Origin of the sequence: Paenibacillus sp. 2RAB27 (assembly GCF_052115445.1) — a bacterium.
Classification (GTDB): domain Bacteria; phylum Bacillota; class Bacilli; order Paenibacillales; family NBRC-103111; genus Paenibacillus_E.
Genome location: NZ_JBFRGR010000009.1, coordinates 1 through 21663 on the forward strand (window position 1 = coordinate 1; position 21663 = coordinate 21663).

The window sequence follows — 21663 nt, forward strand, 5'->3', positions numbered from 1 at the left end:
TTCATTCAGGGTGAAAGTAAACTTTCTTTTCAGGAATGATTCGGTTTTTTGGTAATGGCATAGAGCAAGACCTCCGTCAAATTAGCTATTAACTAATTCGACAGAGGATTTGGAATTACCTGTTAGTCAATTGGTCAGTCGTAGTTTTTTTTTAGAAAATGATCGATCTGCTCGCAAAAAGGACAAGAGAAGATAAGAATGTTTATAGAATCTCGTAGATTTGCATGACCGCATATTTTACTCTTAAGAGAAGCAGAGCAAAAAGTAATTTTAAGGAGAGTGATAGATAATGGACGATCACGCTAGCATACACCCAGCACCGCCGGAGTCGTTTGTTTATTTACCGACGGGTTCGACGCTAATCAGCAATCCCATGGATTTAAAAGGGTACTCTAGATGCAGAATCTATGTGCAGGCAAACGTTGCAGGCAGTATTGATGTTACGATAAGCGGCGCGCCGAATGAAAACGGAATGTATACGAATGAATTAAGCGTCAATGCGGTGAAGATCGGAATTAACGGGACAACTTCTTATGTCATGGATGACGTTTCACGATTTGTAAAGGTAACTTGTGCGAATCTAACTGGCAAATGGACAATCTGGGTAGTACCAATTTGGTGATGAGAGGGAGGCTGCTGTGATGGCGAGGATGAAGATTCAGGATATGGCTTTGAGCTACTCGGGCACATGGACACATGTCTTTACAACGAATGCAAGCATGGATAGCAGGCATGAATCAGATGGGACTGCTACAGCTAATGCGTCGGCAACATGGAATGCCTATTGTACAAGCATAGAAATTTATGCCATGAAGGCGCCAACCTTCGGTAAAGCGGACATTTATATTGATGGGTTTCTTCATGGTGAAGCGGATTATTATGCTCCCACAGCGCAGTACGGAACTTTAATCTATCCGGTAATTGAACTGCCAGCGGGTTTCCATACCCTAGAAATTCGTAAGAAAGATACGAGAAATCCCAGCTCGACAGGCAACTGCATTTCAATTGATTATTTGTATTCCGAAATGGTGCAACCGCAGCAATCTCAGTATAAAAGTATCGTTTGCATCGGTGATTCCATTACTTTCGGAGCTAATGTCATTACAAGACCAGACAACTTATACGGTAGAAAGCTGCAGCAGATGCTGTGTCGTCCTGTTAGTATCCATGGTTTATCCGGAGCGGATGTCAGCACTATTACCAATGTGATAGAGTCTGTTGTAGCATCTAGAAACCCGGACTTGGTCTTATGGCTAACAGGCATGAATAATCTGAATCCGCAGGCTTCCTTAGAAATTGGTTTAGATAAAATGAAAGCTTACCTCCCTAATGCCGATATCATCATGGCCACGATTCAATATAATACCTACTACACAGCGGCACAAAACATCGTCAAAGTAAATGAAGTGAAAGCGGCATGCGCGGTGAAAAGGGTTCCGTGTGTGGACATGTATAGCCCAACGCTAGGAATCACTTCATTTAATAAGGAAGAGAATACCGTACACCCAAGCGATGCAGGACAAGGTGTACTCGCTGCCTTGTTTTATCAGGAAATTATTAAGAAGTTCATCGTCCCAAGTATCTGATGATTGGTTGATATAAGCAGCTCAGAAGCGATGTCTAAAATCAGAAAGGTAAGATGACAAGAATATGGATATGAAATGGGGTCCATCCCGTATGTCGGAAGATCAGCCTATAAAGGCTGTTATTATCGGCGCAGGCAACCGAAGTTTGATTTATGCTTCTTATGCCTTAGAGCATCCAGATGAATTGCAAATCGTTGGTGTTGTTGAGCCTAACCTGGAACGCCGGCAATTAACGGCAGAATGTTTCGGTATTTCTCCGGACAATTGCTTTGCATCCATTGAGGAACTTGTTGTTCATCCCCAAATAGCGGATGCCGCTATTAATGGGACGATGGATCAACTCCATCTTCAAACAACGCTGCCACTTTTAAAGGCGGGGTACGATGTTCTGTTAGAGAAGCCGATCGGCGTAAGTGAAAAGGAAGTACTTGAATTGTACGAAGCAGCGAACTCCTCTAATCGGTCCGTGATGATTTGTCATGTATTGCGTTATGCTCCTTTTTATTTGGAAATTCGCAAGCAAATCGAAAGCGGAATCATCGGGGATATCATCGCCATTCAGACAGAAGAAAATGTCAGCTACCACCACATGGCGACTTCTTTCGTACGAGGGAAATGGAATAGTAAAGCGAGTTGCGATTCCTCCATGTTATTAGCCAAATGCTGCCATGACTTAGATATCATTACTTGGATGAAAGGCAGCATACGACCGAAGAAGGTGAGTAGCTTCGGAGGATTATTCCAGTTTCGAACGGACAAAGCCCCGGAAGGCGCTGGCACAAGGTGTCTTGTTGATTGTCCAATTGAAGCCACATGTACATATTCCGCGAATAAAATGTATATCGAACAAGATTTATGGGGCATTTATGCTTGGGACAATCGATATGTCAGCAGTAATCCAACCCACGAAGAAAAAATTAAATCGCTACGAATGTCCAACCCATACGGGCGGTGCGTATGGCGCTGTGATAATGATGTTGTCGATCATCAGACAGTCATCATCGAATTCGAAGACGGAAGTACTGCATCGCATAATCTAACAGGCGCCACCTCCAAGTCATGTAGGACGATTCATATCACGGGGACGAAAGGTGAAATTTCCGGTACGATGGAGGATGGTTACTTCTTGGTTAGGCAACCAGATACAAGGCCTGGTCATTTATACAAGGAAGAACGGATCGAGACGAATGTCACATCCGACATGCATGGTGGCGGCGATTTGCGGCTGGTTGCTGATTTTGTTCGTACTTTACGGGGAGATAAACCTTCTCTGTCTTCGACATCTCTGGAGAAATCGATTTATGGCCACCAAATCGGCTTTGCGGCAGAACGCTCAAGATCTGAGAATACGATTGTGGAAATTAGCTCTTTAGTCGGCAATGCATAAACGAAATAGATAGAACTAAAACGTCTGCTCGAGCAATTCGAAATGCTCGAGCGGATTTTTTTGACATTTTGACGCAAGAGGAAATTGTGAGTTTCTGTCGAATAGTTCTGTCAACTATACTGGAAATAATTAGTAGGGAATATTGAGCACGATTGGGGGTTATTCCAACATGATGCAATTAAACTGGCAGAATTGGTGGTTTTCCATTTTTACAAAGCTGTTGGCCTTATTCTTCATTATGATATTACCTGTGTATGCGATGGCCATTCATAGCAATGAGTCCGGGTCACACCTTGTCAGCAATGAAATTTCTTCCTCGCTCCAAGCACAAATCAGCTTCTACCATAATTCCCTTAACAAAGAAATCGATCGGATGATTCAACTTCAACGTCAATATGTGGTTGATGATGACTTGTTAAACCTCAGTGTAATTGGAGAAGGTCTACCTGACTACGACCGTTCACTGATGATGCGACAACTTCAACTTAAGTTGAATCTTATTAAGAGCTCCGGCATCTACGCAACTGTTGCTAAAGCTTATATCCCGTCACTTCAACGAATCATAAGCACTGATGATCTCACAACAACGCTCCCCTTAGGTCAAATTGAACAATTAAAAAAAGAAAGAGAGCTGTTTACGAACGGTACGCCTATATATGCTAGAGATGGCAAGCTGTTTATACGGGAATTTTACCCCACCAAAGCAGTAACGCCTGAACGTGATCCCGTATTTGTTCTGGAGACTGAGATTTCCGTGAATGAACTACGAAATTTCCTCCTGCAAATTTCTAGCTTCAAAAAGAGCGGATCGGCTCTCGTCAGTGATGCATGGAGGATTTCGAGCGATGAGAACAATGAAGCTATGACGCCAATTATTGAGCGTGTTCAAAGTCAGGTGGCTAAGCAATCAGTAAACGGGAGATGGATCGAAAACATCCGGGTGAACAATCAAAACTATATTACGGCCTTTGAGTACGCTTCAGATTCGAACACAACACTGCTTGTGTTCGTGCCGGAGTCAGATATACTTGGGCCGCTGCAGAAATATAAGAAGTTCATTCTTCTTATGTCCATCGCAACCATTGTACTGATTGTGCTCGTTTCTTATTGGATCTATCAGGTCATTCATAAGCCGCTTTCTAAAATGGTACGTGCCTTCCGCCATATGGAGTCAGGCAATCTGAACCTTGTCCTGCATCACAAGAGTAGGGATGAATTCAACTATCTCTATAGGCAATTCAATCAGATGGCAGACAGACTAAGAACCCTGATTTACGAGGTATATGAAAAACAGCTGCAAAAGCAGCAGGCAGAATTAAATCAGCTGCAGTCGCAGATTAAGCCCCATTTTCTCTATAACAGCTTGTACTTGTTGTATCGCATCACGAAAGATGAAGACTATGAGAACAGTTTGAGGCTTACCAAATATTTAGGTGATTATTTTCGCTATATTACGAAGAAAGCTGGGGAAGATGTACCGCTCTCCGAAGAATGGCATCACGTGAGCATGTATATGGAGATCCAGAATGTTAGATTTTCCAATCGCTTAAAAGTATCCATTGCTGAGCTGCCCGAGGATAAGCATCATCTACTCGTGCCACGATTAATTATGCAGCCGCTGGTCGAGAACGCTTACAACTATGGACTCGAGCATACTTTGGCAAATGGGGAGCTAACCATTACGGTAGAGGCGGGCGAAAAAGTTTTAAAAATCCTAATCGAAGACAACGGTATTGGCATGACGGTGGAAGACATGGCGATATGGAATCATCGGTTCACCAATCCAACTGGAAATATCGATGTCAGCGGGATGATGAATGTGAACCGGCGGTTGCAATTAAAATTCGGTGATGAATCGGGTATTCAAGTAAGACCGAAGTCAGGTGGAGGTTTATGCGTAATCTTGACGATCCGAATTGACAAGGAGGAGGGGAAACCATGCTAAATTTAATGATTGTGGACGACGAATCTGTGGCAGTCAATTTATTATCAAATGCGCTTGAAGAGTGGGGCAAGTACGAATTAACGATTAATAAAGCCTATTCAGGCAATGAAGCTTTGGAGCGGATACGAGAACGCCGACTAGATATCTTGCTAACGGATATCCGCATGCCTGGCATGAACGGTCTTGAGTTGGCAGACCATGTGCTGGATTTATGGCCTCGGTGCAAGATCATCTTTCTGTCCGGATACAATGATTTCGAGTACATTCAGAAAGCGATCCGCAAGGGGGGAATGGACTATATCCTGAAGGCAGAAGACGATGAACTCATCTTTCAAGCGATTGAAAAAGCGGCGGAGGAGATCAAAACCGAACTGCATGAGGGGAGTATTTTGAAGAAGGCCAAAGAGCTAATGCAGCAAGCAATTCCAGCCATGCGGCGCGATTACTTCATGGAAATGCTAGGCGGGGAAATGGGTTCTGAGGCTGCAAGAGTGAAACGGTTCACGGAATTAGGCATTCATTTGGATCCCATGCATGACGTTTACCTCGTAGTAGGGAGGGTCGACGACTGGGGAAAGAATCTGTCAACGTCAGATAGAACGTTGTTATCATACTCCATTCAAAACATTGCAGAGGAGTATCTGGCAGACAAGTTTCGGTTTGTATTTCTGTTGTACGATCGGTTTCGATTCGTCTGGTTCATTCAACCCAAGCTATTCCCACTCCCTCAAGGGGAAGAAGCTGAGATGGCCTGGGAGCGTGTACGGCAATTCGTAAAAGGAACATCTGAATCCATTCAAGCGACCTGCAGCCAGCTGCTAAAATTGCCGATCTCTCTCATGCTAAGTTCAACTCCAAGTTCGTGGGAGAAGGCGGCAGGTCAATTCGATTCGCTCAAGCTTAATCTTAGCAGCGGACTGATTCGAAGCGAGGAGAAGCTGGTAGTGGAGCCTAGTTCAGACGCAGCGGGGCTAGAACGTTCCAGTAAAACTTTTTTCGCAGAGATGGCGGTACGGAACCATATGCGGAAACTAGACTTGTTGGAGGCTCATTTGGATAGCGGAGATAAAGCTCAGTTCGTTCAACAATTCCATGAGTTTACTCTGCTGAGCAACATGGAATTGTCCGAGACAAAGCTGAACTATTTAACCATGGAAATGTTCGCAAATCTATCCTCCTTCTTTCTCTCCTATATGAGTCGTCGAAATCTCATTGACGAGCTTGGCGCTCCAATGAAGTTGGATAAATTTGTGCAATTCGATAACCACAGTTCTTGGGAGGCTGCATTAGCCTATTTTCGACAGCTAGGGGTCATGGCGGCTGACTACAACGGTAGACTGCAGCAAGAAAGAACCCATGAAATGATCCGTATTTTACATCAATATGTGCATGATTTTATGAGGGAGGATTTGACACTTACGCGATTGGCCGAGGTCGTCTATCTCAGTCCGCCGTATTTGTCTCGGTTGTATAAGCAGCTTACCGGCAATAACCTGACGGATTATGTTACCGAACAACGAATGGTGCGTGCAAAGCAGCTGCTCAAAAACACAACAATGAAAATCCACGAAATTGCCTGCGAGGTTGGTTTTGAATCGGCGCCTTATTTTACCCGAGTATTTAAGAAACTGATTAGTTCAACGCCAATTGAATATCGCGAAATGAATTAAATGCAGCGTGAATGAACTGCCGCCGGACATGCGAGCCCTCTCGTTGATGTTGATTCGGCGGTATTTTTGCGTGGAGGCATAGAGATTTCATTAAGTTCAAGAGAGAAGATAAGGAAGTAGGAAATGTCTCGTATTTTTACATCCCTATACCTTTTATTATAAAAGATAAGCAGGGCATAACGAAGGGGGTGAGAGAAAAGTAATGAATAATCGATGGGCTTCCAAGGCTTCCTTACATCTTATGGTATTGCCAGGCATTATCACAGTCCTGATTTTCAGCTATATTCCGTTGTTCGGTTTGGTGATGGCTTTTGAAAAGTATGTGCCCTCTAAGGGAATATTGGGTTCGAATTGGGTAGGACTTGATAATTTTCGCTATGTCATACATTTACCCGACTTTTTCCAAGTAACTCTAAATACCATCATCATCGCCGTTATGAAAATTATAGCGGGGCTCCTGGTGCCCATAGTCATTTCGCTGCTCTTAAATGAAATGCGCATTACGTTCGTCAAGAGAAGTATCCAGACACTAGTTTATTTACCGCATTTTTTGTCCTGGGTACTCTTGGGAGGCATCTTAGTGGATGTCTTGTCCCCATCGGCAGGGATTGTGAACCAGTTGCTTCAAGCGATTGGCATCGATCCGATATTTTTTCTTGGCGATAATAAGTGGTTTCCTTTTACACTGGTGTTGTCCAATGAATGGAAGGAATTTGGTTTCAGTACGATTGTCTATCTGGCCGCTATTTCGGGTATTAATCCGTCGCTCTACGAGTCGGCTGTTATCGATGGCGCGAATCGCTGGAAATGTGCGCTTCATATCACACTGCCGGGTATTGCGCCGATCATTGTCCTGATGGCTACGTTAAGCATCGGCAGCATATTGAATGCCGGCTTTGAGCAAGTGTTTAATCTCTACAGTCCAGTAGTCTATCAAAGTGGTGACATTATTGATACTTTTGTTTACCGGATTGGCTTGATCGACGCACAATACAGTGTGGCAACAGCAGTTGGCATGATGAAGTCGGTAGTCTCGCTAGTACTCATTTCCGTGTCCTACTATCTTGCCTACCGGATTGCGAACTATAGAATCTTTTAGAGAGAAGGAAGTTGAACTTGGTAGATCGTTATTCTTGGTCGAGATGGCTGTTCGTTGTGCTCAATTATACGTTTCTGATCCTGCTGGCGGTTTTATGTATCCTTCCGCTGATTCATATACTCGCGATTTCACTTAGCTCCAATCTTGCGGTTTCTGCAGGATTTGTTAAGCTCTGGCCAAAAGATTTTACATTCATATCGTACGAATTCATTCTTCGAAAGTCAGAATTTCTCTTGTCGTTGCTTGTAACCCTGAAGCGGGTTCTGCTCGGGGTGACAGTGAATATGGTACTAACTGTTTTGGCAGCGTATCCTTTGTCTAAGGAATCGTCTGAGTTTAAAGGTCGGACTGTGTATGTCTGGATATTGGTATTTACGATGCTTTTCTCGGGTGGTCTTATTCCTTTGTATATGACAGTTAAGATGCTAGGCATGCTTGATTCCATTTGGTCGCTAATTCTTCCACATGCCCTTCCGGTCTTTAATGTCGTGCTGCTCCTGAACTTTTTTAGAGGAATTCCTAAAGAGTTAGAGGAAGCCGCTTTCATCGACGGGGCAGGATATATGAGGATCTTATGGAAAGTATACGTTCCGTTATCCATGCCATCCATCGCGACTTTAACGCTATTTGCTACCGTAGGTCATTGGAACGCCTGGTTCGATGGACTTATTTTCATGAACTCACCATCAAATTATCCGCTTCAGAGCTATCTGTACACCATCGTCAATAAAGTTGATACCATAATGGGGAGCATGGATTTGGTTAATATGAAGTTATTTGAGGATGTTTCAAGTCGGACGGCAAAGTCAGCACAAATCTTTTTAGGTGCGCTTCCCATTTTGCTCTTATATCCATTTCTTCAGCGTTTCTTTATCAAAGGAATTGTTGTAGGCAGTGTAAAAGGTTAAGTTCAATGAAATCGGTAGGTAACATATTATTCCCAGGGGGATTGAAAATGAAAGTTAAACATGTCAACGTGCTGAATATGGTTCTGATTTCTGCTCTTATGACGCTTTCCGCATGCAGCAGTGATACGAATGAAAAGGGGAGTCCAAGTCCATCAGAACCATCGAAAGAAGCCAATTCGCAGTCCGCAACGCCAACCAATGGTAAGTACAATCCGCCTATTGAAGTATCGACGGTACGATTTACTGATGCCGGGTTTAAATTTAAAGACGGAGAGTCGCTGGATAAGAATATTTGGAACGGTATTTTTGAAGATGAACTTGGCATAAAAGTGAAAAATATGTGGGTTGTGGACAAGTCGCAATACAACCAGAAATTAAATGTAACGATTGCTTCGGGCAGTTTGCCTGACTTCTTTGAAGTCGACAAGGTGACCATGCAGCGACTCGTAGACGAAGGAGCGCTTGAAGACTTGACTGCTGTCTACGAAAAGTATGGGAGTCCCTTTGCGAAGAAAACGCTCACAGTCGATGGTGGGGCTGCGATCAAAGCCTCGACCGTGAACGGTAAATTGATGGCAATTCCGCATACAGCCTCAAACGGGGGCGTTGCTTCGACTGAAATGATCTGGCTTAGAACCGATTGGCTGAAAAAAGTGAACCTTTCACCGCCTAAGACGATGGATGATGTGATGAAAATTGCAGAAGCGTTTAGCAAGATGGATCCGGATGGGGACGGAAAAAACGACACATACGGTCTGGCCATTAACAAAGAGATGCTGCAGAATTTTGGTTCGGTCAGGGGCTTTTTTAACGGGTACCATGCTTATCCAGACTATTGGGTAAAAGACGCATCGGGTAAAATTGTATTCGGTTCGGTGCAGCCAGAAATGAAAGTCGCGTTGCAGAAGCTTCAGGATTTGTATAAAAACGGCGTCCTAGACAAAGAATTTTCCGTCAAGGACACGAACAAGATTCTGGAAGATGTGAATGCGGAGAAAATCGGCTTAATATACGGGCATCTGTGGGATCCACCAGGCAAAACGTATGACATTAATTATGAGAAAAACAAGGATGCCGCTTATCCGCTTTGGCAGACGTATCCAATCGTCTCCGTAGACTCAGCCCCGGCGAAGGTACAAGCGAATCCAACGGCAGAAACATTTATCGTTGTAAGAAAAGGTGTGAAGAACCCGGAAGCTGTTATCAAGCTGCTGAACACGTATTTGAAAAAATATATTGAAACCGATTATTCCGGGTCAGTTAATCCTTTTATTGCGAAAGACGGGATTTTCCCTGCCAAATTTGCGCCGGTTCAACTAGAGTCACCTAATCTTAATCTAGAAGCTTGGTATAAAGTTGTCGACGCGCTCAAGACAGGGGATGGCAGCAAACTTGATTTCCCTGCCTCTGTTCACTTTGACCGCATTACCAAGTTTAGAAATGGTGATTACAAGATGTGGTATTCAGATCGGACGTTTGGGCCAGAGGGTGCCTTTAAAGTCATTGATCAGTATGATAAGCAGAAAACATTTGTTTTTGACGAATTTATCTATTCGCCGACACCAACGATGGTCGATAAACTTGCAACGCTAACGAAAATGCAAATGGAAGTTTTTACCAAAATTATTATGAACGCAGCACCGATCTCTGATTTTGATAAGTTTGTTGAGCAATGGAAACTGTCAGGTGGAAGCAAGATCGAACAGGAGGCTAACGAGGCGTACAAAAAAAATCAAGGTAACTAACAAAATTTGCTGGAGGGCAGAATCGTTCTGTCCTCCAATCAAACAACATTCCCTTATTAAAAAGGAGGAAATGAAATAATGAGATGTAATGGATGGCTTGTAAAAAGGGTGAGAATGACCTTTATGTTGGTGGCTTTCGCGATTACGGCTATGTTTGGGGCATCTTCTGCATATGCATCTGGCTCAACAGTAACCATAGATACATCTTCTATTGTTAACAATGATTTCCTCGGATTCGGTGGCGAGTTTGATCCTACGCAGTTCATGAGCGAAGCTGTAGCCAATGGTTTCAATGATGACTGGTGGGAAGTGGAGAAACAGCGGGTAGCCAAGTTGCATCCGAGCCTTGTTCGCGTGTGGTATCAGACCGATTGGATGGAGCCTGCGAACGATAACAATGACCCTGACGTCACGAACTGGTCGAATATGCAGACGAACAGTGCTAAAATGCAGTCTGTCTACAAAGTACTTGATTTCCTAAAGTCAGAACAAATCGATGTCATGCTCGTCGCCGGTTGGAAGATGGATGCTGCCGTACAGAGTTGGCTCGCATTCAGCGGATTACCGAGTCCAGTCAATAGCGCCCCGAACGATCTGGATGAGTGGGCCGAATGGGTTTCGGCATCGCTGCACCAACTGATTACGGTAAAGGGATATGATAACATTAAGTATGTGATGTCCTACAATGAACCAAGTGGTGGTGATTTCGAGACACCAGCAGGCATTGATCCAAAGGACTATTACAAGGACATGTACCAAGCTATTCACGATCGGTTAATTGCAGACGGCATGCGCTCCGCGATAAAGTTAGTCGGGCCTGATGAATCCGGTTCGAGTTCAGAATGGACAGCGTATGCAGCGACGTATATGAATGATGTTCTCGATATTTATGATGGTCATGCTTATAACATGGATTACAGCACATTGCCGATTTGGCTTTCAACTCGCAATAGTTATATCGCGCCTACGGGGAAACCACACATTTTGACCGAATTTGCAGCTCGTGGGACCAATGAAGACCGTAGTACCTTTCAGTATGGTTTTAATCTTGCAGATTTAATGGTATCCGGAATGCGAAATGGCGTATCCAGTATGCTATATTGGCGCCTTGCCGATCAACAGCTGGTCGATCCGCTGAATTTTATCGATACTACTTTTGGAGCTTGGCCATGGCTACCGGAATCAACGATGCCTCGGTATTCGTATTATTCGCTTGGCTTGTTCTCTACTTTTACAGGTTCGCATGCGCAGGTGCTATCGACAACGTCGGATGATCCTGACTTGCATGTAACGTCAGTGAGAAGAGCCGATGGTGAGTACACGGTATATGTTGTTAACAGCAGTTCTTCAGCGAGCAAAAGTGTAGACATTCAGTTTAATTCGAGTATAAACAAAACTGTTAGTCGGCATTTGTATACCAGTACGTTGGTGCCTACACCAGGAGCTATAACGATACCTAGCGATGCCTCTTGGACGAGTGTTGGAAGCCTTTTTAGTGATACGAATCTGCCTGCTAATAGTGTAGCCGTATACACGACGGTTGGGGAACCGGAGCAGATTGAGATTACGCCTGGAGAAATTTCTGCTGTGTTTGGAAGTACAGCTACTTTCAATGATACAGTCATTGGCAGCACGTACGGAACGACATGGTCTGTGCTTGGCAATGTATCGCAAGGAGCGATCTCGACCAGCGGGACATTTACTGCGCCGAACGCCATGCCTCCTATGCCCCAGACCATTATTAAGGCAACGAGAGTCGGCGATCCAAGTGTATATGGATTAGCTGTGATTCAGTTCAAAGTGCTTGGACTCAAAGCAGTTGGCGATTATCCGAATGTGAATTTAAGTTGGCGGCCTTCCCAAGGGGCATCTAGTTATAACGTTAAACGAAGTACGACTCCAGGCGGACCTTACACGGTGATTGCTTCAAGTGTGACGGCAACTACTTATGTAGACTCTGATATATCGAATGATACGCTCTATTACTATGTCGTCTCTGCCGAAGGTGCCTACGGAGAAAACGGAAATTCGAGTGAAGTCACACCGAGCAATTATTTTATTGATAATTTTAACGGCACGGCAATTGATTTAACAAAATGGAGAGTCATCGACAAGGGATTTCGGTCGACAGCTGTGACTGGCATTGGTGCCAGCCAATCCAGTGGATTTTTGACATTTTCCGGTACGACCAGTGTAAATTACTGGGGTGGCAAAGGGGTGCAATCCATTCCATTTTTTCAGGCGACGGCAAGTTCTCCACTAACCGTGAAAGTAGATCGGGTCTCTGCGAATGGCACGGGGTCGGGGTATCGCAGCGGAATTAAGCTGTGGCGTACCTATACAGAGAATATTCATTTTAGTCAAAATAGCGATACAGGGGTATGGGCCTATAATTTAAATGACGGCAGTGATGTTACCGTGTATACGAATTCGGATCATGGTGACCATGAAATTAAGCTTGTTCATGACGGCAGCAACGTTCATTTCTTAGTTGACGATGTGGAGTATGCAAGTGTTCCGGTTACCTGGAATAATGATTTCAGCATCATGCTGACAGGTGAAGCAAGACAAAATGGGGATTCTGTCACCGCTGTATTCGATAATTTCTTTGCGTACTCTTCAACGCAGGTTGTGCCTGCGCCATCAGGTTTATTGGAGGTTGCAGGAGATTCACAAGTGAGTTTAAGTTGGGGAAGTGTACCTGGGGCCACCAGCTATGCGGTTAAGAGGCGTACTGTCGCTGGCGGGCCATATGCCCAGATCGCAGCCAATCTGGTGTCTCCCGCTTATACGGACACAGGTTTATCTAATGGAACTGCTTATGATTACGTTGTCACGGCTACAAGCAGCACGTTGACGAGTGTGCACTCCACCAGAGCGCTGGCAACGCCTACGGACGGCAGTATTATCATTGATAACCCCCAAGCTGAGAAGACAGGTAGCTGGAACTCGTCGGCCTCGCTCCCTAATTATTATGGTTCGGAATATGCGGTCAATGCAACAGGAACTGGAGCGGATTCCATTCGCTGGAGACCAACCATTACGGAGGCGGGCAATTACAAAGTGTATTATCGGTTGCCGAATGGGAATGGTGATCGGGCTTCCAATGCACCATTCACCGTGTACTACAATGGCGGCTCCCAAACGATTTTAGTCAACGAGCAGACATCACCTGGAGGTAATTGGATTTTACTTGGCATTTATGACTTTGCGTTAGGGACTACAGGGTATGTTGAGCTTACTGACAATGCGAACAGTAACTATGTGATTGCCGATGCAGTGAAGTTCACCAAAAATTAAGTTCTTAAAAGGGGGGACTGAAAAGTCCCCCTTTCGAATGCGACCATAAATAAGATTAGGAGGGAGCTTATCCCGATGCGAACAATCATGAGTATGGAAGATGGGGAATGGCAATTCTGGGCACCCCGAGAAGAAGTATCGCCTTCCTATGCGCGAATTGCGTTGGATGAAGAACTACAACTGGAGATGAGCGGTGCAGGGAAAAAAGGATGTTATGGAAGTTGGCATAGCCGAAACATCCCTATTAATGAAACGCAGAATTATACCATTCAATCGGAGTATCAGGTGAGTGATGTTCTCCATGAGCATGTGAGCGTCTATATGATTGCAACATGGATGGACGATGAAGGTACTTTACTGCAGCGGGACTATCTCGAGCTCGTTGAAGAAAGCGATGATGCGTGGAGAACTTTGCGACGGACATTGGATGCGCCTTTGCATGCCGCGCAATTGCGTCTGGAGCTTACGTTTCGTTGGAGCGCTGACGGAAGCGTCGTGTGGCGGAACGTACAAGTTAAAGCGTGCAAAAACCCGCTCAAAAAAACTGTGCGCGTCGTCACTACGTATGCCAGACCGACTGAAGACATGGATACAAATCTGAAATTAATGCTGGGCTTACTGAATAAAGCGGGGGGGCATCATCCGGATATCATTATGCTGACAGAGACCTTCTATGAAGGTTTCGTGCAGCTTCCTTTGGTTCAAAGATGTCAACCCGTACCGGGTCCGCTTACTGAGATCCTATCGGAGCAAGCGAGGGCACTTAGCAGCTACATTCTCTTTACAATGTATGAACGTGACGAAGCACATATTTACAATACGGCAGTACTGCTGGACCGTGAAGGCAAGATTGCAGGGAAGTATCGAAAAATTCATCTGCCATTGTACGAGGCGGAAATGGGTGTCATGCCTGGCGATGAGCATGTCGTCATAGACACTGATTTTGGTCGAATGGGGATTTTAATTTGCCATGACCAGGAGTTTCCCGAGTCAGCGCGGGTCTTGGCGCTGCAAGGTGCGGAAGTCATTTTTATCCCAACGATAGGAAATGGCTTATTGCAGACAAGAGCCAGGGCACGGGATAATGGACTATATGTCGTCGTGGCTGGTTGCGGGTGCGGAGCTAACGCCAGTCGAGTGATTGCTCCTAACGGTGAACTGATCGGATATGTACAGGACGAGGAGATGGGTGTTTTTGCTGCAGATCTTGACTTGGATCAACGGTTGTATAAGTACTGGCTGTCGGTAGGCCCAGGAAATGGGGAAGCGCGTAGCCTTTTCAGAAAAGAAAGAAGACCTGATACTTACGCGGATATAATCTAAATCGCACTACGGGGAGGCTGTGAATGATGAGTGTCGTTGGTCGCAGAGAAGAATTGATGGGACTGCTGGGCAAGCCGCCGTCTCGAACGAAGCCGATTCAAGCGCATCTGTTGCAAGAACAAGAGAACAGTTCGTATATATTAGAGAAACTCGTATTGGAATTGAATGATCGCGAGCCAGTTCCTGCCTATTTTTTACGCGCCAAGCATGCAGGCCCGCGTTCTCCGGTTATGCTCTATAACCACTCGCATGGCGGGCGATACAAGGTTGGCAAAGAGGAGTTGCTCTCGCCAGCTCCTTATATGAACGAAGTATCCTACGGCGAGAGTCTCACACAATTGGGGATTTCTGTTTTATGTATTGACGCTTGGGCATTTGGGGAACGAAGTATGCGCAGCGAAGCGACCATTTTTAAGGAGCTGCTCTGGCAAGGGCGGACGATGTGGGGAATGATGGTTTTTGACAGCCTGCGCGCTGTAGATTATCTCGTATCTCGTTCTGATGTGGATCCTGCACGGATAGGTACGCTAGGGATGTCGATGGGGAGTACGATGGCATGGTGGCTCGCAGCGTTGGATCCGCGTATTCAAGTGACAGTTGACATCTGCTGCCTGACTGATTTTGAGGCGCTCTTGGAGGAGGGCGGGCTCGACCGACATGGCTTATATTACTATGTATCCGATTTATTGAATCATTTTACAACGGCTCAAATTAATGCTTTGATTGCCCCGCGACCCCATTTGAGCTTGGCAGGCAGTCTGGATCCCTTAACCCCGGTCAAGGGCTTAGATAAAATAGATCGCGAATTAAGAAGCGTCTATGAAGCATTAGGAGCTTCCGAGTCATGGAAGTTATCCAGGTATGACGTTGCCCATCTGGAGACGAAGGCGATGCGGGAGGAAGTTATTGCTTACTTACAAGCGTGGTTAAACAAATCAATGAACGTATGAATTTGAGTGGGGAGCTGACTAAGTGGGGAAATATCGAGTCACTGTCACGGAAGAAATACAAGCGAAGGTGCAATCGCTTAGCCATAAACAATTGTTGAAGCAAGTCTGCTGTCCGACTTTAGGACGAATCGGGGAAGAGTGTCTAGAGGAGTTCGGCGCAATGTTTTTTCATCCCATGGAGCGCAGCCGGCTGGAGGGGGTAATTGCAGAGTTCAAGAAAACCTGTACAATTCCGCCATTTATCGTCAGCGATCTGGAATGCGGACCGGGTAATATGATTTTAGGAGCTACCAAGTTTCCCTATATGATGGGCTTAAGCCAAACAAATTCGGAGACGTTGGCGTATGAGACCGGACGTATAGCAGCACAAGAAGCTGAAGTGCTTGGGTTCAATTGGACGTTTTCACCTGTAGCAGATCTGGCAGTTGATCCCGACAGCCCAGTTGTCAGTATGAGGAGTCCAGGTGTCACCCCGGAACATGTTGTGAAAATAGCCGGCGCATACATGAAGGGGTTACAAGAACATGGCATGATGGCAACAATTAAACATTTTCCAGGAGACGGATTTACTAGTTTGGATCATCATTTGACGACACCGGTCATTTCATTATCTCAGGAAAAATGGTGGCATGGGCCAGGACGAGTCTTTCAGGAATTAATTGACCGAGGTGCAATGGCCGTGATGCCGGGACATATCGCGCTGCCATGCCTAGACGAGCCAGATGAACGTGGTCTGTATCCGCCGGCGACAATTTCTCCTAATTTACTGCAGGGGGTGCTACGCAAGCGGATGGGTTTTGAAGGATTAATCGTGTCTGATGCGCTTGAAATGGGTGGTGCCGTCGGGTTTAGAAATTATTACGATGTTTGTGCTGACGCGCTGGAGAGTGGTTGTGACATGCTGCTCTTTCCCCGTATAAATGAGCGATTTTACTCAGAGATGGAGCAGCGGCTTGCATGCGGGAAGCTTTCGATCGAAACGCTACGCGATCGGGCTAGCCGCATTGTAGCCGTCAAAACGCAGATGGGGCTATTCAATCAAGAAGCAGTGGTGGCGGGAAGTACACAGTTCGATCGGGAAGCACACCAGCGAACCGCCAAGCAGGTGGCGCAGGCTTGCATTACCGTCGTACGCGATCGCGCCGAATTAATTCCTTTCCCCATTGAGCCACAGACCAGAGTACTCCATGTGGTCATAATGAACAATCATGATCAATTGATGGAACTGCATGCTCGTATGAAGCAGGAGATCAGTAAGTTCTCCGATCATGTGACGCAATGGTTGGATCCAGGACCAGATGCGCTTTTTGAAGCAGCTTCGGAGAAAGCTGCCGACCTGATTATTTGTTCAATTGGCTGTAAGCTTAGTTATGGGATAAACGTAGTTCGTCTACATGATGAAGTGGCTAGAAATATGATGGGAGGGTGGACGAAGTTACGAACGCCGATCATTTTCGTATCTCATTTCCATCCGTTCGTTCACCGAGAGTATGAAGCCTCTATTGATTCTATAATTAATATGTATGGTGATATTGAATGCTCGGCCGAGTTATTGCTGCAAGCGATGACCGGCAAAATTCCAATCAATCGAGAGTTGTTCGCTCACCAATAAAGCAACAGAAGGCTATACCGGAATAAAAAGAATTAACTATAATGGGCTAACATACATAACAAAAACTAGACTCAGTACCTACCAGGTATTGGGTTTAGTTTTATGTTCACTTGGAAGAAAAAGTAAGTAACTTCAACATAGTTGGTCATTAATCAACACGTCAGTTTGAATTAGAAATACTGTAAAGTAATTTACCTTGCTTCGTGTTCATATCGTCAAAAAATTCGACAACACCGGAGAAGATTTGGAAGACCTGATCTCCATCGGGACGATTGGACTGATCAAAGCTATCGAGTCCTTCTCCCCGAACAAAGGGACAAAACTGGCGACTTTTGCTGCGCGTTGTATTGAGAATGAGATCTTGATGCATCTGCGTTCATTGAAGAAGACACGTAAAGATGTATCTCTGCATGACCCGATCGGAACGGATAAAGAGGGGAATGAAATTACGCTGATTGACATCCTTGGCAGTGAGGCAGATGACGTAGTCGATGCTGTCCAGCTCAAGATTGAGAAGTCGAAGATTTATAAAAATTTAGAGATTTTGGATGACCGAGAAAAGGAAGTTGTTGTCGGTCGATTTGGTTTGGAGCTTGGCGGCGAAGAGCGGACGCAGCGGGAAATCGCGAAAAAGCTGGGAATTAGTCGTTCCTACGTTTCACGGATTGAAAAGCGGGCTCTGATGAAGCTGTATCACGAGTTTTATAAGGCGAAGAGGTAAAAGAACAGCATTGTTATCAGGTTGGAACATCGTATTCTTCATTTATTTGGCTTCAAATAATGGGGGGGCGAAGACAATGACAGCCTTAATACAGATTGAGCATGTGAGTAAATTTTACTATATTGGCGGGGAGATAATCCGCGCCCTAGATGACATTTCGCTAGACATTGTACAAGGCGAATTTGTCGCTATTATGGGACCTTCGGGGTCTGGGAAGTCCACGCTGATGAATATCATCGGTTGTTTGGACGTTTCGGATGAAGGCCTGTATGTGCTGGATGGGAAGCAGATTCATTCGCTGAAGGATTCACAATTGGCTGAGATTCGGAATCGGAAGATCGGGTTTGTTTTCCAGAACTTTAACTTACTGCCGAGATTAAATGCCTATGAAAATGTGGAGTTGCCGCTGATATATCGCGGCTTATTGAGGAAGCAGCGGGAGCCGCTGGTTCTCAAAGCGCTGGAAGCTGTTGATTTGTTGGATCRCAGGCGGCACTTTCCATCGGAGCTGTCTGGTGGACAGCAGCAACGTGTTGCGATTGCGCGCACGTTGGCGGGAGATCCGCCGATCATCTTGGCGGATGAGCCTACGGGGGCGCTGGATTCAAAGACAGGCGCGGAGATCATGGATATTTTCAGGCGCTTGAATGAGCAGCAGGGACGGACGATTATTGTGATTACGCATGATCGGCAGGTTGCGGAGCAGGCAAAGCGGATTGTAAGGTTTCGGGATGGCAGGTTATTTAATTGAAACGAACAATATTACTCACAAAGATCGGCCCTACGATAAAATCGTAGGGCTTTTGAGCTTTTAATAATGGTGAATGCTGCTTTGATGACCTTGAGGAACGCTTGTTTATTGAAGTGAATTCAAATGATTGTAAAAGTGAAATTTCATGAGCATAATTCATTAGGGATCTACTATATCAAAAATGGGGTGGAGGCAAGTTGAGTTGGTGGTTGGTGATCAAGTGAAATAAAGATCGTTAGTGGTAAATAGATTTCGTTAGTGAATATTTACTATTATGAACATTCACTTTTTAATTTCTAAGGGTTTGTTGATTAGTGTTGAATATATCGGGTGGATCTAGGACAGCAAKGGTACCGCTGTCCCTCTGCTTCGATTTGTATTTGATTTGCGAATATCCGAAAACACTATTTTATTCGAACAAATCTCGCTTACAGATCAATATAATCGACTTCAAAATATCCTTGATATCCAGGCATCTGCAAAGGTAAACATCATTAAGAAGAACATTGGACAAATCCAGACCTCACTTTGAGTATTAAATTAATAATCAATGTTTAAGACAAGGGACTGGATATTAGACAAGACTGATTTATCAAATAAAGAGTTATGTTGATTGACACTTCCAGCAGGGAACAGAGGATTGTGCTTCGATTAGAGCTATCCGTGAACCGAACTTATAAAACGTGGTCTAACCGCTTACTAAAAACAGTTCCTGATGATTGTACTTACCTAATTTTGGTTTCACATGACAGATATTCTTTGTAGGACCGATACATATGACTATATTTAAATACTTATGGAATAACTTGCGTTTTTTTTCTAGCCGTAGCAACATCACATATTTTACAGATACCCTTATATCAATTTAGTAGTATATAATGGACCGAGAAAATATTTCAAATTAATTGGAATCTTATCTACTACAATGTTAAAGGAGACTTCTAACATGCTGTCGTTAAATTTTAATACGATTCGGTTTAAGTTAATCTTCGGTTTATTCGTTATCATGCTGCCGATTATTACATTTCTTGTTTATAACAGCTATTATTCAATTAGCGTAGTTCGCAATCAGGTGGCACAATCTAGCAATAATTTGCTTCACTTATATACGGGATTGATCGATAAGGATTTAAATAATATTGACACTTATCTCCTTCAATTTGCTGCGCAGAATGCAGGATTATCTTATTTGGATCGTCCAGCTGAGCAGGACCTAGATACCTATAATCTCTCTAAATATCAACTATTTCGGGAATTGTATGAGAAAAGCAACTCGTATAACGCGCTGGATTTTTTCTTTGCCTATTCCGTTGTGAACCAAGATCTAATACTTGCTCCMCGAAGTACTGTTTCAGAGAGTCCAGATCTTCATGTATTTAAAAATACACTTAAGGAGGTAGCTCAAGATTCTCAGAAACTATCCCATTATAGTATGAATCGCTGGACTACAATTACAATTAATGGAACTCCTTATCTTATTCATCTATTTCAATATGGGAATGTGTATATTGGGGCACTGGTAAATTCCAAAGAAATCATGGTGCCTCTTGACCTGTTGGACCTAGGGGAAGAGGGAAGATCACTGATTGTTGATGCTGGTAATCAACCGCTAATGGACATTGATTTTTACAACTCACAGAAAATTCAACTGAACTATGAACGGGGCACTTATTTACTAACTGGCGCGAATCAAAAGTATCTAGTGATTGGTGAGCAATCAACTAAAGGAGATTTCAGTTTGCTTGCCGTAATACCGGATCGTAATATTATCGAGCAGCTTCCTTATACACAGCGTATTATATTGATAATTACAATTGGGGCGGTCTTTGTTTTAATCGGAGCTTTATATTTCTTGAGAAGGACCGTACTTCTGCCGATTAACCGCATTATTGTAGCGATGCGCAAGATCAAGGACGGCAACTTGGAGGCTCGGATTGTTAATACGCCGATATCTCAAGAATTCCGAATGATGAATGAAACCTTTAACGATATGATGGCTCAAATACAGGAGCTCAAAATCAATGTCTATGAAGAGCGTTTAAACAACCAAAAGGCGGAGTTAAAGCATCTGCAATTGCAGGTCAACCCTCATTTTTATTTGAACTCCTTAAATATTGTATACTACTTAGCAGAGGATCAAAATTTTCAATTACTAAAGGAGTTATCTTTGTCTTTAATTGGATATTTCCGTTTCATGTTTCGTAGTCATATGGATTTCGTGCTGCTTAAGGATGAAATCAAGCATGTTCAAAATTATTTGCGTATTCAAGAGTTTCGTTTTCCTGAAAACCTGACTACTCATTTTTTCATAGCGGAATCTCTAATGAACTATAAAATCCCTCCTTTAATGGTACAAACATTTATTGAAAATGTGATCAAGCATGCCGTGTCTTTAGATGAGCCAATTCATATTCGGATTGATATCGAGCAAAGTTTAGACCAATTGATTATTCGTATTGAAGATACCGGCAAAGGATTTGAACCAGGGGTTTTGCAGAAATTGGAGCAAGGTATAGCCCTCATGAACAATGACTCGGGAGAACATATCGGAATATGGAACGTGCAGCGAAGAATATGGTTGCTTTATCAAGATCAAGCGAACATCACCTTCTACAATAATCCTGGGGCGGTTGTTAAAATTGTTCTTCCACTTCAGTCAGAATAAG

14 protein-coding genes and 1 pseudogene are annotated in these 21663 nt (G+C 44.2%); all 15 read left to right on the forward strand.

Going from position 1 to position 21663, the window contains the following annotated elements; all coding sequences use genetic code 11:
- Nucleotides 1-289 precede the first annotated feature (289 nt).
- The 15 genes and pseudogenes from AB4114_RS14835 (at nucleotide 290) to AB4114_RS14905 (ending at nucleotide 21662) form a co-directional block, all read left to right on the forward strand.
- Nucleotides 290-622, forward strand: coding sequence for a hypothetical protein (locus AB4114_RS14835; RefSeq protein WP_441989128.1), 333 nt, complete (start codon nucleotides 290-292; stop codon nucleotides 620-622).
- 19 nt (nucleotides 623-641) lie between these two features.
- On the forward strand, nucleotides 642-1586 hold the full coding sequence (locus AB4114_RS14840; protein WP_441989129.1) for an SGNH/GDSL hydrolase family protein: 945 nt from the start codon (nucleotides 642-644) through the stop codon (nucleotides 1584-1586).
- 64 nt (nucleotides 1587-1650) lie between these two features.
- Nucleotides 1651-2973, forward strand: coding sequence for a Gfo/Idh/MocA family protein (locus tag AB4114_RS14845; protein WP_441989130.1), 1323 nt, complete (start codon nucleotides 1651-1653; stop codon nucleotides 2971-2973).
- Between the two features lie 169 nt (nucleotides 2974-3142).
- On the forward strand, nucleotides 3143-4918 hold the full coding sequence (locus AB4114_RS14850; protein ID WP_441989131.1) for a sensor histidine kinase: 1776 nt from the start codon (nucleotides 3143-3145) through the stop codon (nucleotides 4916-4918).
- The gene (locus AB4114_RS14855; RefSeq protein ID WP_441989132.1) at nucleotides 4912-6588 is read left to right on the forward strand and encodes a response regulator; all 1677 of its coding nucleotides are present in this window, start codon (nucleotides 4912-4914) and stop codon (nucleotides 6586-6588) included. Before AB4114_RS14850 ends, AB4114_RS14855 begins: the two co-directional genes overlap by 7 nt.
- 202 nt (nucleotides 6589-6790) lie before the next feature.
- Nucleotides 6791-7687 (forward strand): ABC transporter permease, encoded by an 897-nt coding sequence (locus tag AB4114_RS14860; RefSeq protein ID WP_441989133.1) that lies wholly within the window; start codon nucleotides 6791-6793, stop codon nucleotides 7685-7687.
- Between the two features lie 17 nt (nucleotides 7688-7704).
- Entirely contained in the window at nucleotides 7705-8595 is an 891-nt protein-coding gene (locus tag AB4114_RS14865; RefSeq protein ID WP_441989134.1) for a carbohydrate ABC transporter permease, read from the forward strand.
- Between the two features lie 47 nt (nucleotides 8596-8642).
- Complete coding sequence (locus AB4114_RS14870) at nucleotides 8643-10340, forward strand: extracellular solute-binding protein (RefSeq protein ID WP_441989135.1); 1698 nt, start codon at nucleotides 8643-8645, stop codon at nucleotides 10338-10340.
- 78 nt (nucleotides 10341-10418) lie between these two features.
- Complete coding sequence (locus AB4114_RS14875; RefSeq protein ID WP_441989136.1) at nucleotides 10419-13640, forward strand: golvesin C-terminal-like domain-containing protein; 3222 nt, start codon at nucleotides 10419-10421, stop codon at nucleotides 13638-13640.
- 75 nt (nucleotides 13641-13715) lie between these two features.
- A complete protein-coding gene (locus AB4114_RS14880) occupies nucleotides 13716-14963 on the forward strand; it encodes a carbon-nitrogen hydrolase family protein (RefSeq protein WP_441989137.1) in 1248 nt (415 codons plus the stop codon).
- 26 nt (nucleotides 14964-14989) lie between these two features.
- Nucleotides 14990-15913, forward strand: a complete 924-nt coding sequence (locus AB4114_RS14885) for a dienelactone hydrolase family protein (RefSeq protein WP_441989286.1) — start codon at nucleotides 14990-14992, stop codon at nucleotides 15911-15913.
- 22 nt (nucleotides 15914-15935) lie between these two features.
- Complete coding sequence (locus tag AB4114_RS14890) at nucleotides 15936-17525, forward strand: glycoside hydrolase family 3 protein (RefSeq protein ID WP_441989138.1); 1590 nt, start codon at nucleotides 15936-15938, stop codon at nucleotides 17523-17525.
- Nucleotides 17526-17724: 199 nt separating this feature from the next.
- Nucleotides 17725-18246: pseudogene (sigK, locus tag AB4114_RS14895) on the forward strand (RNA polymerase sporulation sigma factor SigK); the annotation flags it as partial.
- A gap of 76 nt (nucleotides 18247-18322) precedes the next feature.
- Nucleotides 18323-18997: an ABC transporter ATP-binding protein gene (locus AB4114_RS14900; RefSeq protein WP_441989139.1), complete on the forward strand. Its 675-nt coding sequence runs from the start codon at nucleotides 18323-18325 to the stop codon at nucleotides 18995-18997.
- Between the two features lie 946 nt (nucleotides 18998-19943).
- Nucleotides 19944-21662, forward strand: a complete 1719-nt coding sequence (locus AB4114_RS14905) for a sensor histidine kinase (RefSeq protein WP_441989140.1) — start codon at nucleotides 19944-19946, stop codon at nucleotides 21660-21662.
- Nucleotide 21663: the final 1 nt, after the last annotated feature.

Coding starts and splice junctions, on each gene's coding strand:
- AB4114_RS14880 (WP_441989137.1), top strand. CDS start 13,716: ATGCGAACAATCATGAGTATGGAAGATGGGGAATGGCAATTCTGGGCA.
- AB4114_RS14875 (WP_441989136.1), top strand. CDS start 10,419: ATGAGATGTAATGGATGGCTTGTAAAAAGGGTGAGAATGACCTTTATG.
- AB4114_RS14840 (WP_441989129.1), top strand. CDS start 642: ATGGCGAGGATGAAGATTCAGGATATGGCTTTGAGCTACTCGGGCACA.
- AB4114_RS14885 (WP_441989286.1), top strand. CDS start 14,990: ATGAGTGTCGTTGGTCGCAGAGAAGAATTGATGGGACTGCTGGGCAAG.
- AB4114_RS14855 (WP_441989132.1), top strand. CDS start 4,912: ATGCTAAATTTAATGATTGTGGACGACGAATCTGTGGCAGTCAATTTA.
- AB4114_RS14850 (WP_441989131.1), top strand. CDS start 3,143: ATGATGCAATTAAACTGGCAGAATTGGTGGTTTTCCATTTTTACAAAG.
- AB4114_RS14870 (WP_441989135.1), top strand. CDS start 8,643: ATGAAAGTTAAACATGTCAACGTGCTGAATATGGTTCTGATTTCTGCT.
- AB4114_RS14835 (WP_441989128.1), top strand. CDS start 290: ATGGACGATCACGCTAGCATACACCCAGCACCGCCGGAGTCGTTTGTT.
- AB4114_RS14845 (WP_441989130.1), top strand. CDS start 1,651: ATGGATATGAAATGGGGTCCATCCCGTATGTCGGAAGATCAGCCTATA.
- AB4114_RS14860 (WP_441989133.1), top strand. CDS start 6,791: ATGAATAATCGATGGGCTTCCAAGGCTTCCTTACATCTTATGGTATTG.